The following is a 14,798-nucleotide window of genomic DNA, read 5'->3' on the forward strand; positions in this document are numbered from 1 at the left end:
AACGCGACCTGCGCGTTTCATTTCTGCGATCCTGAAAGGAACAACATGGGCGCAACGAAAGCCACCATCGGAATCTTGTTCGGAGGATGCTCGAACGAGTATCCCGTATCGCTCCACTCGGCAGCTGCCGTTATGCAGAACATCGACCCTGGGCGGTTCGACGTAGTTGCCATCGGAATCGACCGTTCAGGCGGTTGGCATCGCTACGATGGCGACGTTCAGTCGATCGAGAACGACTCCTGGCTCGAAACAGCGCGATGCACGCCCGTTGCGCTGCCGTTCGGACGGGAAGCGCGCGGCCTGATCGACCTCTCTACGGGGTCGCTCGTACGTCTCGATGCCGCGCTGCCGATCCTCCACGGCCGCAACGGCGAAGACGGAAGCGTGCAGGGCGCCCTGCAGCTTGCCGGCATCCCTATCGTCGGCTGCGGCGTTACGGGATCGGCGGTCTGCATGGACAAGACCGTTTCCCATCGCATCGCCACAGCCGAAGGCATCAGCGTGCCCGAAGGAGCGCTCGTCGATATCAGCATGAGCAAACTCGAAATGCACCACATTGCGCAGCGAATCGGGTACCCCCTGTTCGTAAAACCCCCGCGCGAAGGGTCTTCCATGGGGCTCAGCCGTGTAGAATCGCCCGACTCCCTGGCCCGAGCCCTCGCCGACGCCTTCGCCTACGATTCGGAAGCCATCCTCGAGCGAGAGATCGACGGTTCGGAAATCGGCTGCGCGGTGCTCGAATCGGGCCGCACCCTCATCGTGGGAGAACCCGATGAGATAGAGCTCAACGGCACGGTGTTCGATTACGCCGAAAAGTACTCGTGCGAAACAGCCAACATCATCGTACCCGCCCGCATAGCCGAACGCGATGCGCAACGCGTGAAGCGTGCGGCGATGCGCCTGTTCCGTGCTCTTGGGTGCACAGGGTTCGCGCGCATCGATTTCTTCCTCGCAAACGATGGCCGGCTGCTCTTCAACGAGGCCAATACGATCCCCGGCTTCACCGCCCACAGCCGCTTCCCCTCGATGCTCAAGGCGGCAGGCCTATCGCTCGAAGAGGTGCTCAACATCGCAATCGAGGAAGCGCTCACAACGGCGCAGGAACCCTCCGACGCCCGCCTGCTCGCCTATGCCTGAGCGTCGCGCTTATCAGGCGATCGACCTCTTCCGAATGGTGGCGGCGTTTCTCGTCATCGCCATCCATACAGCGCCGTTCGCCTCGATCGACCCCGCACTCGACGATATCGTCACCTACACGCTCGGGCGCATCGCCGTGCCGTTCTTCTTGGCCACCACGGGATTCTTCGTACTCGGACGGCATCGTGCGGGCTCCATCCTCGCAAGCAGGTCGTTTCGCTCGCAACTTGGGAAACTCGCCACCCTCTATGCAATCGCCACATTGCTGTACCTGCCGATCACCGCGTATGCGGGCAATCTGCCCGACTCGCTGTTTTCCGCCGTACAAGCCCTCGTATTCGAGGGCACGTTCTACCATCTGTGGTACTTCCCTGCTTCCATCCTCGGCTGCGTGCTCGTTGCGCTTCTGCTCGATCGGTTCGGAATGAGAATCTCGCTGGCGATCGCAGCAGCACTGTACCTCGTCGGCATGCTCGGCGATAGCTATTACGGCTTGGCCTCTCAGGCGGATGCGCTGCGAAGCTTCTACGACGTCGTGTTTTCGGTATCGCCCCATACCCGCAACGGCGTTCTTTTCGCGCCGCTCTTCCTGCTTATCGGAGTCATCGCATCGAAGCAGGTCTCCGGGTCGGGCAACGAGGGCATCCGATGCGCGGGCTTGCTCGCGTCCGCTGCGCTGCTCGTAGCCGAAGGAGCCCTCGTACACGGGCTCGGCCTCGACCGCCACGATAGCATGTACCTCATGCTCGCTCCCGCAACGTATTTCCTGATCGTCGTACTCGCACGGACGCCCCTGCGGCTCAACGCCTCCTGGGCGCGCAGCCTCTCGCTGTGGATCTACATCCTGCACCCGCTGTGCATCGTGCTCGTGCGCGGCGCTGCGAAGGCATGCGGCCTAACCGATATCGTTGTAGGCAACTCGCTCGTCTTCTTCGCGGCGGTATGCCTGGTTTCGCTCGCGCTTTCGCTTGCGGCGGTAAAGGCGAAGGCCGCCTGGAGACGGCGGCGGCTTTCGGCAGCCGGAGCGCCATGTGGCGCGCACGGCGCAAACGACGCGGGGCGGCGCTTGCGGTAAAGCCCGAGACGGGAGGCCGNCGATCGTCTCACCTCGCTTTCTATTCACCGTCGTGTTTGGCTTCGTAGCTCAGCGCAGCGGGGCTTCCGGCCGTCATGCTTTCGGGTCCACGGCTCGCAGGCGCCACGTATGCCGCTGGATCCGAGTTGCCCGCCTCGTAGCCGTCAACCTTGTATATCTTCGCAAGCACGTTCTTGTACGGCGCGCCGTAGCCGAGCTTGCCGACCTTGTACATCGGGATAAGCTTGTTGACGTTCGATTTCCACGTGCCGAACAGATTCGGGAACTCGCCGTCCTCTTCGGGATACCACCAGCCATGCGTGGCATGGATAACGCGCTCGGGCACCTCGTTGGAGATGCGGGCCCGCTCGACGCACTTGCCCAGCGGATTCTCGATGCACACGAAGTCGCCCGCCTTGATGCCGTATTTCTCAGCGGTCTTCGGGTTGATGGTGACGAGCGGATCGGGCGTGATGTTTCGCAGCGTGGGCAGCTGACGGTGCTCCGAATGGAACGAGACGAAGTCGCGGCCGCCGGTGGTGAGCACGAGCGGGTACTCCTCGTACAGATCGGGCGTGCTGTAGGGGCTCATCGCCGGCTCCATGAAGTAGGGAAGCTCGTCCTCGCCGAAGTCGTCGTAGATCGACGAGCACACCTCGATCATACCCGTCGGCGTGTTGAAGCCGGGTTCGCCGTCGGGACGCAGCAGCCCCTTCTCGTACTTGCGGTACTCGAAGTTCTGCTGATACACGCCCATGTCGCGCAAATCGTTGAAATCCCAATCGTACTGCGTGCGAATCTGCGCGTTGAAGAACTCCTCAGCGGTCTCCCATGGCCACGCCTCGGGGTTGAGGCGCTTGCCCACGAGCATGTCGATCTCGATATCCGACCTCGCCTCGCCGGGATCGAGCGCGGCGTTCATGGCGCCGAGGAAGTGGGTGTTGCGCCCGAAGTGCGGGAGCACCACGCCATCGTGCTCGGCGAACCCGCTGACCGGCAGCACGAGATCGCACAGGCCCATGATGGTGGGCGTCATGAAGCAGTCCTGAGCTGCGTTGAAATCCATCTTCATAAGCGCGTTGTACCAGCGCTCGGGTTCCGCGTACACCGTTGGCGAAATCGGGTTGGTCGCGTAGAAGTAAGCCATGTGGAATGCGTAGGGCTCCTCGGTCTCCATGACGGTAAGCACCTCGTCGGGATGAGCGAACGGCCCGCATGCGTATGCCGGATGGTCCTCTTTCGCGTCGATGCGCTTCGCCATGGTTTCGGGCTCGACGAACTGCGCGGTCTCGAAACGCCACCGTCCCATGAAGCTCGAGGGCAAAGACAGCGTGATGCCGCCGGGAACGTCCATGTAGCCGCAGATCGCAGCAAGCGCGAGCAGCGATTGGCCCGCCTGCGCGCCGTTCTGCTGCGTGTCGATGGCAAGTCCCCACATGATCGACGAGGGGGCGTTGGTGGCGAACGCGCGGGCTGCGCCGCGGATCACGTCGGCGGGGACCCAGGTGATCTCTTCTGCCCACTCGGGCGTTTTGTCGGCCACGCGCTCGGCAAGATCGTCAACCCCGAACACCCAGTTCTCGCAGAACTCGTGGTCGTAGAGGTCCTCGCCCAAAACAACGTTGAGCATGGCAAGGCCGATAGCGGCATCGGTGCCGGGGCGCAGCTGCAGGTGGTACTCGGCGCGCGATCCAAGCCAGGTCAGGCGCGGATCGATCACGATGAGCTTGGAGCCGCGCTTCATGAGGTCCACGATGGCGTGGCCGTAGAAGCCGTCGGGGTTGGACTGCAGCGGGCTCTTGCCCCAAAGGATGATGTACTTCGGCACCTCGTAGCGCGGATCGTCGTAGCGATCCGGGAAATAGGCCGCATAGTCAAGCTCGGGATAGCCCGCGCCCAGAAGGAAGTCGGCAACGACCGTACGCGGTCCGTAGCACGATCCGCCGCTCATGGAAAACGAGCAGTTCGGCGTCTTGAAGCAGGCCTGGGCCATCGGAGGAGCGTACAGCGTCGCTTCGCGGCCGGTTCCCTGAAACAGGTAGATGGTCTCGGGGCCGTAATCAGCCCATATCTTGCGAACCTCGGCTTCCAGGATATCGAGCGCCTCGTCCCAGGTGATACGCTCCCACGTATCCTTGCCGCGGTCTTCCTTGGCGCGCTTCATGGGGTATTTGATGCGGTCGGGACTTTCAAGGAAGTCTTTCATCGCAAGGCACCGCGGGCACAGGCGCCCCTGGCTGATCGGGTGGTCGGGGTCGCCCTCGACCTTCACGAACTTGCCGTCCTTGTCGGTGTAGATGAACATCCCGCATCCTACCGGATGATCCCCCGGAGGCGACCAACCGCAGGTGCGAACCCTGATCAGCTCCCCCTCGTCACTTTTCCACGTCTGAGCCATTGTCATAACCGTACTCCTTCCTTAGATGTATTTCCCTCTATGCGGCGAATCGTCAGGCAGCATTGCCGAGATCTTCCATTGCGACGCCTTTCGTCTCCGTCTTGATAAGCAGCTTCGTAAAAATGGCAGCCAGGCAAAGCGGGACGAGAAACACGATGAGAACCGTCGAGAACGTCGATCCCGATTCGAGGGCGCCGCCGATTACCATCGGCGTTATGAACCCGCCGATTCGGGCAACCGTAGTAACGCACGCCTGCCCCGTCGCCCTGATCTCGGTGGGATACGCCTCGATGGTGATGGGCGCTGGAGACATGTAGGCGTAGTTGATGGCGAACCCCATGAATATGCACGCCACGATCATCAATCCGCCGAACCCGAACACCGCCGTGAACACAACCGACAACCCGGCGAGAAAGAACGCAACGTACGCGCTTCTGATCCTGCCAAGGCGATCGGCTGCGACTCCCGCCACTACCGCGCCAACGCATCCGAGCAGATTCATAAGCGTGGTGTACCCGTAACTCGCGCTTACCGAATATCCGCTTTGCAGCAAGATCGTGGGCATCCAGTTCGTCAATCCATACGACAGCGCGCAGGTGGTGAATGCGACCAGCCAAATGCCCACCGTAACCTTCAGGTACTTCTTCGATACGATCTGACGGAGCTGGCCCGTCGTTTCCGCCTCGGGTATCCGTATCTCGTCAACCGTATAGCCGCCTTCTTTCGGCGAATCGAGCGTATCGTTGATCCTGTTCACGATCTTGAGCGCCTCTGCCGTCTTGCCTTTGCTCAGCAGCCATTGCACCGATTCGGGCATGATGAAGTGCATGAGTATCCCGTACAGGAAGGGAAATCCCCCGATGAGATAGCACATGCGCCAGCCGAAGTTCGGAACCACGTACATGGCCGTCAACCCCGCAAGCACCCACCCGAGCATCATGAATGTCTTGGTCATGGTCACGAACGCGCCGCGATGCTTGGTTGGCGCGTATTCCGAAACGATGGTAACGCTCAAGGGAATGACGGCGCCGACTCCGATACCCGACAGTATTCGGCATACGGCAAACGCGTCGTAGGTATGGACGAAAAAGATCGGAACCGTGAGCAGCGCGTATATCATGATGCTCACGTTCATCACATGCTTGCGGCCGAACCTGTCGGCAAGGTAGCCCGACAGGAAGCCGCCAATGAGCATTCCCAAGAGGCTGAACGAAGCCAAGCTGCCGGTGGCGATGAAACCCAACTGCATTTCCTCGGTGATCTGAGGCATCGTAAACGACACGATCATGTAGTCGAATCCGTCGAACACCATCGCCAGCCCGACGAAGAGCAGGATCCGAACGGAAAACTTCATACCTCCCGGTTTTTCGATGATGTCTGAAACGTAGACTTTATCCACAACAGAATCCCCCTTATTCCCAGCAACAACCAGCAATCGGCCCGAGGTTTCTCCTTGCTCGGGCGGTGCGCCGCAGCTCGACCGGTCGGTCGGCCAAGCTGCGGTCTTTTCGCACCGCCCTACCGCGAGCAGGTTCGTCGAACCTTACGGCACGAAGCAGGTGACCCCGTCCCCGAGCTCCGCCATGCGGGCGGGCACGTCCTCCAGGGGCACGGCCTCCATGCACTTGGCGAGGCAGTGGTGGGCGCATGCGGGCTTGAGGCCCTCCTCGAGCCTCGAGGCGCACAGGTCGCACAGCGACGAGGGGACGGGCACGTAGTTCCAGTACCATTCCCCCGCCAGCCTCTCGGGGCCGAACTCGGCGAGCCTGATGCCCCACTCGTCCTGCGACTCGATGCCCTTCTCCTGGCGGCAGGCCACCTCGCAGCTGTGGCAGCCGGTGCAGTACTTGTAGTCTATGAGCAGCGCGTGCTTCTTCATTTCGTCACCCCGTCCTTAATCCTGGTGAATAGATTCGTAGCTCATGGGCTGAGGCGCCCCGTTCGTCATGCTTTCGGGTCCACGGCTATCGCGCGGCACGTACGACTCGGGAATCTCCTTTGCGGCATCGTAGCCGTCAACCTTGTATATCTTCGCAAGCACGTTCTTGTACGGTGCGCCGTACCCCGTTACGCCAACCTTGTACATGGGGATGAGGCGGTTGATGTTCGACTTCCATACCCCGTACAGATCGGGATACTCGGGGTCGTCCTCCGGATACCACCAGCCGTGCTCCGCGTGTATGACGCGCTCCGACACCTCGTTCGATACGCGGGCCCGCTCGACGCACTTGCCCAACGGGTTCTCGATGCACACGAAGTCGCCGTCTTTGATGCCGTATTTCTCGGCGGTCTTCGGGTTGATGGTGACGAGCGGATCAGGATGAAGCGAGCGCAGCGAGGGAATCTGACGGTGCTCGGAATGGAACGAGACGAAGCTGCGTCCCCCCGTGGTGAGCACGAGCGGGTACTCCTCGTACAGGTCGGGCGTGCTGTAGGGACTCATCGCAGGCTCCATGAAGTACGGCAGGCCGTCCTCGCCGAAGTCGTCGTAGATCGAAGAGCTCACCTCGATCAATCCGGTCGGCGTGTTGAAGCCGGGCTCTCCGTCGGGGCGCAGCATGCCCTTCTCGTACTTGCGGTATTCGAACGGCTGTTGGAACGCCCCGAATTCGCGAAGCTCGTTGAAGCCCCATTCGTACTGGGTATGGATCTGGGCGTCGAAGAACTCTTCGACGGAATCCCACGGCCACGCCTCGGGATTGAGGCGCTTGCCCACGAGCATGTCGATCTCAAGGTCGGATTTAGCCTCGCCGGGATCCACAGCCGCGTTCATGGCGCCGAGGAAGTGGGTGTTGCGCCCGAAGTGCGGGAGCACGAAACCATCATGCTCGGGGAAGAAGCTGACGGGAAGCACCAGATCGCACAGGCCCATGATGGTGGGCGTCATGAAGCAGTCCTGAGCCGCGTTGAAATCCATCTTCATGATGCCGTTGTACCAGCGCTCGGGCTCCGCATAGCAGGTAGGCGAAATGGGATTCGACGCGTAGAAGTAGAACATATGGAACGCGTAGGGCTCTTCTGTCTCGAGCGTGGTAAGCACCGAATCGGGATGAGCGTACGGACCTGTCGCATAGGCTGGATGATCGTCCTTCGCGTCGATGCGCTTCTTCTCCGTCTCCTTCCCGACGAACTGCATGGTCTCGTAGGTCCAGCGTCCCAAGAAGCTCGAGGGCAAGGCAAGCGTGATGCCGCCGGGCACGTCCATGTATCCGCAGATGGCTCCGATCGACAGAAGAACCTGCCCCGCCTGCGCGCCGTTCTGCTGCGTGTCGATGGCAAGGCCCCACATGATCGACGAGGGGGCGTTGGTGGCGAAGGCGCGCGCCGCGCCGCGGATGACGTCGGCGGGGACCCAGGTGATGCCCTCGGCCCACTCGGGCGTCGTGTCCTTCACGCGCTCGGCCAGCTCGTCGAGGCCGAACACCCATTCGTCGCAAAATGCATGATCGTAGAGATCTTCGCCGATGATCACGTTGAGCATGGCCAACCCGATTGCCGCGTCGGTGCCCGGGCGCAGCTGCAGGTGGTACTCGGCGCGCGATGCGAGCCAGGTCAGGCGCGGATCGATCACGATGAGCTTGGAGCCGCGCTTCATGAGGTCCACGATGGCGTGGCCGTAGAAGCCGTCGGGGTTGGACTGCAGCGGGCTCTTGCCCCAAAGTATGATGTACTTCGGCACCTCGTAGCGCGGATCGTCGTAGCGCTCGGGGAAGAACGCGGCGTAATCGAGCTCGGGATAGCCCGCGCCCAGCAAAAAGTCACCGATAACGGTACGCGGCCCATAGCAGGAGGCGCCGGACATCATGAACGCGTTGTTAGGCGTCTTGAATACGGCCTGCGCCATGGGAGGAGCGTATTCGGTTGCCTCGCGTCCGGTTCCCTTCGAAAGAAAGATCGCTTCGGGTCCGTAGGTATCCCATATCTTGCGAACCTCGGTTTCGAGGATGTCGAGCGCCTCATCCCAGGTGATGCGCTCCCACGTATCCTTGCCGCGGTCTTCCTTGGCGCGCTTCATGGGGTACTTGATGCGGTCGGGATGCTGCAAGAACTCCCCCATCGCAAGGCACCGCGGGCACAGGCGCCCCTGGCTGATCGGGTGGTCTGGGTCGCCCTCGACCTTGACGAACTTGCCGTCCTTGTCGGTGTAGATGAACATGCCGCATCCCACCGGATGGCACCCCGGAGGCGACCAACCGCACGTACGGGTGCGGATGAGCTCGCCTTCGTCGACCTTCCATTCTTTATCCATAGTCATTGGTATTCCTTCCCGCTCGTCTTCTTCGCTAAACTGCACCAGCTTCTGCGCTCGGATTTCGCGGGCGCCTTCGCCACGAGAACTGAGCTTCCCCTGCGTGCAGAAGCTGGTGCGCTTCCCTTTTGGCGGATCGCTCGCGATCCTTGCCATCGGTTTTGCGTCGATGCCGTCAGCTTTCGTTACGCGCCTTCGACCGCTCTTCCCAATCTCTGATTGCCGCGTCCTTCATTTCTTCCGTCAGAGGCTTTCCGCATCGCTTGCACGCCTTGAAGACAAGCATGTTCTTGTGTCCGCAATCAGGGCAGTAGACAAACTTGGGTTTGCAGTTGTCGCAGGTTACCCGACAGCTTCCGAAGCACATGGCAAACTCGGATCACTGCTGGGTCGGAGGCTTCGGCGCCGTTGGCGCTCCGGGGGCCTTCGGGGCGCTCGGGGCCGCCTGGGGAGCGCTCGGAGCCGGTGCCGCGCCGCTGGCAGCAGGCGCCAAGGATGCCGGGTCGATCCCCTCGAGGCTCGTTTTGCAGAACGGGCACTTTTTGGGAAGCAGGCCCTGCGTCACGTTGATTTTCTTACCGCAATTCGGGCAAGCCGCGCCCGCATTCGCTTCTGCTGGTCTAAAACACATGATTGAATCCTCTCGTAAATGCCTTATGCCGTAATGCCCTTGCCCTCGCCGTCGCCCTCAACGGCAGCCTTGTTCTTCACGAGCTTCTTCCCCTGATCGGGAAGCACGAACAGAAGGATGCCGCCGACGACCACGAAGACAGTGGCGATCAAGAAAATGGTCGGGAACGTTTCGGGGCTTGCGCCGCCAGCCAAGGGAATGGTTACGTTCGTAAGGAAGACCGATGCTCCTATGAGAACGAACGTCTGAACCAAACCGCCCGCTGTAGCGGCCTTCTCGCGACCGAAGATCATAACCGGATAGGTGAAGATGATCGCGAGAAGGTATCCGAGGCAGAACCCGCCGCAGAAATACACGCCGTACATGATCGGGCCAGCCGGCATCTGCCAGCCAAAGTAGATGACAAGCGCCGTAATCACCGTGTACACCACAATGATGGGACGGAACTTCTTGATGGCCCGAACGATGATGGGAGATACAACCGAACCGACGCCCATGCCGATAGTGAGCGCGGTGATCATCGCGCCCGATTCAACTGGAGACATTCCGCGCAAAGCCTGGAGAGCTGCCGTCGAGAACGCCATCACCGGAACCTGGGCAGCCATGCAAAACATCGCCGCGCCGCAGCACACCCAAGCCCAGGGGCTTTTCAGAACGTCGACGAGAACCTTCAGAACCTTGCCGGAATCCTCGGTTTTCGCAGCATCCTCGGCCGCCGCGATCTCGTCCGAGCGCTCTTTGCCGAACAAAAGCCAACCGAAGAAGAAAACCGCAGCGATAACGGCCGTAACGACAAAGGCGAACTCGACGGAAGGCATGAGCGATGTCAGGCCTACGCCCAGCGTGTTGGCCACAGGCGTCGTCGTGGTCGCGATACCCACGGCAAGCGCTATCGTTGCCGGAGGGAACCAACCACCGAGGATCTTCGCGCGATTGACAGCCATGAACATGCCGGTGAAACCGCAGAACATGTTCGATATGTACTGCGCCTCGAACGAGAAAGCGAAGATACGGCAAACGGCGGCGATGAACACCATGGCGGCAGCGATCAAGACTATTTTGCGCGTGCCGATCTTATCGGAGAGAATACCCGAGACAAACGCAAAGAAAATGCCGATGAACTGGGAAGAAGAGTAAATTGCCGCATATTGCTCGGCAGAAAAGCCATAGTGCTCCATGAACTGGGTCGACATGCCCGCAAGCTGGTTTTGGGCATATGACGCGATGAACACGCCGAGCCAAACCAGGATAAGGACGATGGCGGCCTGCATTTTGCTGTTCTTCAGAGTGAACATACACAACCCCCTTTGTTGTGTGAGGCATGCAGCCGCATGCGCACATGCGTTCGACTGCATATCGATTCTAATTATAGAAGATCTTCCATGGTTATTGCGTGCAGCATACGCAGCCGGCCAGCTCAGAAATGCCAATCGCCTTCTGCCGAAACACCCGACAGGGGGCCGATTCGCTTCCTCGTCTACACGCTACGCATTGTATGAAACGAACCCGAGTACGTTCATCGGCTGAGATCACAAAATAAGGGGCGATATTTGTAGAACAGGCTGAAACACCAGCTCTATAGCTTGTTTTCGAGTAATAGCCGATGGAAATCAAGCATCATGCGGCTTCTGAGAAGAGCCGATTCGAACGAAATATCGAACCGTTTTTCCAATCGAGCGATATGGTAGAGCACCGTGTTTCTATGCACGTGAATGAGTTTCGAGGTCTCGGTCGCATTGCGGTCGCTGTTCAGGTAGACCCATACCATTTGCACGATGTTCGTGCCTGCGATTCGGTCTTCTTCGGCAAGTCTTTTCAGAATGCTGTGCTCGAACGAAAAGTCCACCAGATCGGAATCGAACCCCTCCGTCAGGATATAGTATTTCAAAACATGCTCGAACGCGTAACAGGGAACGTCAGGGCTTCCGTTGAGGGACTCGTATTCGTTTCTCAAGGGCACCCGCATGGCATAGGCGACCGACGCCTGCCGATGCGCGTATTCGATGTCCTCTATGTTGAAAAAGACCTGGGAAGCGCCGGCGGCAATCCCGAAGGGCTGGAAAACCAGCTCCCCCACGTCACCGAACACGCCCGCACCTGAAAGCGCGGCGTCGTTCGTCGAAGTCGAGAACAGCAAAGCCAGCAAATCGTCTTTGTGCATGAACGGATACACGAAACCGTTGTTCAGCTCTTTTGTCGCTTCGATGATGCGAGATCGCTCCTGGTAGGATTTATGCGAGCTGAATCGAAAGAGCAACAGCCTGAACTGCCTCGCTGCGGGAATCGCGGTTTTGGCCAACTGGGCATCGACGTACTCGTCGGTCATGGGCTCCCCGTCTATGAGCCCGATGAGCACCCTGTGCCACGATGCCTCCAGGTTGACGGTCGTTTTCCAGAAATCATTGCAGATGGAAACCACCCGACGGATGAACTTCATGAAGATGTCCTGCAAATACTCTATGGAACCCGTCTTGCAAACCATCGCCACATGGAAAAGATACGCATTGTCGATGAATACGGGGTAGTGCAGCACCGGATACGAATGGCTCTCGTTAGGCTCGAGGAGAAAAAGCTGATTCTGTTTTTTAGCCACCGCAAGCACGCGGTCTTCGATCTCATGTATCAAATCCGCGCTATAGCAGTTGTTTTCGATGAGGTAGCGGTAGCCATCTCCCCCTTGCGGGGGCTCGATGCCGCGAGAATAGGCTATCAGATTGAATCCCGTATCGGTAATGCAGATGAAATTCCCGAGCATTTCTTCGCTCAGCGATATCAACCGATCCAGCCGTCCCCTGTTGTAAACGACCCTATCCATTTCGTTTTCCCAAATAAGATCGTTGACGAACAAAGACTGCAGCATCGAATCGTAGAAGTAGAACCTTTTGCTTTGCCTGATCACTATCACGCGATGCCGATAGTTTTTCCGATTGAGAAGCTCGGGCAAAGCGTCATCGTCAACCAGCACCACGCAATAGCTTCCCGGATAGACGTCCAAAAGATCACCGGCAACCTCTTCGTGGCAAAGGAAGAGGGCTTTTCTCCCGCGCCTGTGATCGAGATACCCCATCTTGCTTGGCACCGATGCGTACCACGAGAACCGGGTCGAAGAGCTTTCGGGCGAATAGAGCACTTCGAAGGGCCTGAGCTTCTCGAGAAGCATGTTGTAGCTGACATCGCCCAAACGAAGCGCCGCGTTGATGCCGAATCCGAACGAGGCTTCACCCTCATCGCCCGCATAGGTTTTCTCGCCCATTGTGTACTCCCCCCGTAGCGTTCAACAATCGCGAAAAGAAAACGTATTCCATTATCATCTGTAGGATAGCCCAATGGTCGAACATGTCGCAAGCCCCATGAAGCTCGCCCCGCGAAAAGCTCGCGGAACCCGTTGCCAGCATGGAAAGGCGACCTTTCGCCAAGACCCGTTTCAGCGCGCCACCCCGCAACGCAATCGGACCCCGCACAGCACTGCTCTGCGCGGGGTCCGATCTACATACCGGGACAGTAAATGTACGCGTCCTACGCGCCGGGGGCCTTAGGCACGCCGGGGGCTTTCGGAGCGCTCGGGGCGCCAGGGGCGCCGGGGGCCTTCGGAGCGCCGGGGGCACCGGGAACTCCGGGAGCGCCGGGCATGCCGGGAGCCTTGGTCGCTTCCGCTCCGCAGCTGGGGCACTTGTCTGCCGTGGGGTCGACCTCTGCTCCGCACTTGGGGCACTTAACGGGGCCGGCTTCGATAGTGGGTGGTCTGAAGCACATATCGTTTCCTTTCTCTGACAAACTACTGTTTCATTATGCTCACAACGTCTGCATCGCGTCTTCGAATCGTCGATATCCGCACAAACCATGCAAAGGCTGCCGCACGCAAGCTGCCTCGCGGCCTTACAGGAATTTCGCCCGCCGCAACCGCTGCAACTGCAAATTATTCTCCCAGAGAGAGCAATGCATCGCATCCCACGATTTGCTTGATACTGGGTATGATCCCTCAGACTAGATGTCTGATTCTTCCTCATACTGAAGAAATCATGAGGCTTTGGCGGGCGACTTCATCAGCTCGCCGCAGGCTCTGGCAGATACTCGGATTCCCACTCTTCAAAACAACGCCCCCGGCGCGGCCCGTCCCATCCGCACGCCCGCATCCCTGGACCGACGTGCGCTACCCGCATCCTCCGATCGGCCGCACGCCCGCATCCTCCGCCCAGACTCACGCCCGCATCCCCTGGACGACGTGCGCTACCCGCGCTCGTAGAGAATCTCTTCCGTCTCTTTGATGGCGTTGAGGAATTTCCGCGAGAGGTTCGGCGTAAGCGAAGCGCGCACGGGAACGCCAAGCAAATGCTCGACGGCGCGTGCAAACGACTCCGTATCGAAATCGGAACCCTCTTCGGCGTCGATGCGCAAATCGATGGAACTGCCCGCATCCGCAGCGCCGGTCGCATAAGGCCCGTACAGCCAAACCGCACGCACCTCGCACGATTCGGCAATGCCGCGAACGGCGTCGCGCAGCTCCCAATACGAAAGCCCCATCCTCGCGTTTTTGCGCGGGATCCTGACATCGAATGGAAGGCCCTGCTGGAACACTATCTGAGAATAGAGGGCGGCGATGGCCGCGGAATGGGATATGCCGAGGGCAGACAGAACCGCTTCTGCCTCCTCTTTCAAACGAGCATCGAGTCGCGCGCTGACCGTTGTATACATGGCATACCTCATTTTTAATATATTTATGGCTTTTGTATTATATACTAATATAAATTATTACAACCCAGAAATCGCACTTCACAGGGCCGTTCGTGTGGGCATCAGGCGATTTATCTTCAAGTAATCGTTAAAACACACTATTAGTAGTGTACAAATTACATTTTTGCCACTATACTTAGTGCCATTCGGGCATCTTGCGGGTATGGTAGGTAAGCATTTATGCAAAATCGGTACACCTCCGGCACCAAGCCACATAAGCGCAACAGCGGGTCGTTTAACCAGACCCGCAATACGTCGCTCTCTTCAAACCGCGCCTCCCTCCCGAAACGCGACAGCGTCCCTATCGCAGAACATCCCTACGTCCGGTCCTCAAGCGCAATCTACTCCGGCGGCGATCGTGCGATATTCAGAAAGCACGATTCATCACGCCGCAACGCCATCGTACTGTGCATCATGGTGGGAATCTGCATCGTCATGGCCGGCGTCCTCATCGGATTCTCCCTGGGCAAAGAGGCCGCGCTGGCGGAAGCGAACACGGCAGAAGATGCGGGCATAAGCATTCCGACGGCATCCGACGGCGAAGAGCCAACCGTTACCGAGTAAACGCCTGAAGCAA

General features: G+C 59.3%; 12 protein-coding genes. 3 read left to right on the plus strand and 9 right to left on the minus strand.

Features of this window, described 5'->3' with window-relative positions:
- Positions 1-45 precede the first annotated feature (45 nt).
- Both C1719_RS13090 and C1719_RS13095 read left to right on the plus strand, forming a co-directional pair.
- Positions 46-1,137: a D-alanine--D-alanine ligase family protein gene (locus tag C1719_RS13090; RefSeq protein WP_102375514.1), complete on the plus strand. Its 1,092-nt coding sequence runs from the start codon at positions 46-48 to the stop codon at positions 1,135-1,137.
- Complete coding sequence (locus C1719_RS13095) at positions 1,130-2,212, plus strand: acyltransferase family protein (RefSeq protein ID WP_102375515.1); 1,083 nt, start codon at positions 1,130-1,132, stop codon at positions 2,210-2,212. Before C1719_RS13090 ends, C1719_RS13095 begins: the two co-directional genes overlap by 8 nt.
- 40 nt (positions 2,213-2,252) lie before the next feature.
- Here C1719_RS13095 and C1719_RS13100 read toward each other — a convergent pair whose 3' ends face one another.
- The 9 genes from C1719_RS13100 to C1719_RS13145 form a co-directional block, all read right to left on the minus strand.
- The gene (locus C1719_RS13100) at positions 2,253-4,616 is read right to left on the minus strand and encodes a molybdopterin-containing oxidoreductase family protein (RefSeq protein WP_245874523.1); all 2,364 of its coding nucleotides are present in this window, start codon (positions 4,614-4,616) and stop codon (positions 2,253-2,255) included.
- Between the two features lie 46 nt (positions 4,617-4,662).
- Positions 4,663-6,009, minus strand: coding sequence for an MFS transporter (locus tag C1719_RS13105; RefSeq protein ID WP_146007908.1), 1,347 nt, complete (start codon positions 6,007-6,009; stop codon positions 4,663-4,665).
- 144 nt (positions 6,010-6,153) lie between these two features.
- Positions 6,154-6,489 carry an oxidoreductase gene (locus C1719_RS13110; protein WP_102375518.1) on the minus strand — a complete coding sequence of 112 codons (336 nt, stop codon included), beginning with the start codon at positions 6,487-6,489 and terminating at the stop codon, positions 6,154-6,156.
- Between the two features lie 15 nt (positions 6,490-6,504).
- The gene (locus C1719_RS13115) at positions 6,505-8,865 is read right to left on the minus strand and encodes a molybdopterin-dependent oxidoreductase (RefSeq protein WP_245874524.1); all 2,361 of its coding nucleotides are present in this window, start codon (positions 8,863-8,865) and stop codon (positions 6,505-6,507) included.
- A gap of 373 nt (positions 8,866-9,238) precedes the next feature.
- Entirely contained in the window at positions 9,239-9,490 is a 252-nt protein-coding gene (locus C1719_RS13125; protein WP_102375520.1) for a hypothetical protein, read from the minus strand.
- 23 nt (positions 9,491-9,513) lie between these two features.
- Positions 9,514-10,785 carry an MFS transporter gene (locus C1719_RS13130; protein WP_180963606.1) on the minus strand — a complete coding sequence of 424 codons (1,272 nt, stop codon included), beginning with the start codon at positions 10,783-10,785 and terminating at the stop codon, positions 9,514-9,516.
- Between the two features lie 281 nt (positions 10,786-11,066).
- On the minus strand, positions 11,067-12,743 hold the full coding sequence (locus C1719_RS13135) for a PucR family transcriptional regulator (protein ID WP_102375522.1): 1,677 nt from the start codon (positions 12,741-12,743) through the stop codon (positions 11,067-11,069).
- Positions 12,744-13,006: 263 nt separating this feature from the next.
- Positions 13,007-13,243 carry a zinc-ribbon domain-containing protein gene (locus C1719_RS15905; protein WP_102375523.1) on the minus strand — a complete coding sequence of 79 codons (237 nt, stop codon included), beginning with the start codon at positions 13,241-13,243 and terminating at the stop codon, positions 13,007-13,009.
- A 474-nt stretch (positions 13,244-13,717) separates the two neighbouring features.
- Positions 13,718-14,182 (minus strand): type II toxin-antitoxin system RelB/DinJ family antitoxin, encoded by a 465-nt coding sequence (locus C1719_RS13145; RefSeq protein WP_102376082.1) that lies wholly within the window; start codon positions 14,180-14,182, stop codon positions 13,718-13,720.
- A 453-nt stretch (positions 14,183-14,635) separates the two neighbouring features.
- Between C1719_RS13145 and C1719_RS15795 the strand changes: the two genes are divergently transcribed.
- Positions 14,636-14,785 (plus strand): hypothetical protein, encoded by a 150-nt coding sequence (locus C1719_RS15795; protein WP_180963608.1) that lies wholly within the window; start codon positions 14,636-14,638, stop codon positions 14,783-14,785.
- Positions 14,786-14,798: the final 13 nt, after the last annotated feature.

Origin of the sequence: Raoultibacter massiliensis (assembly GCF_900199545.1) — a bacterium.
Taxonomy (GTDB): domain Bacteria; phylum Actinomycetota; class Coriobacteriia; order Coriobacteriales; family Eggerthellaceae; genus Raoultibacter; species Raoultibacter massiliensis.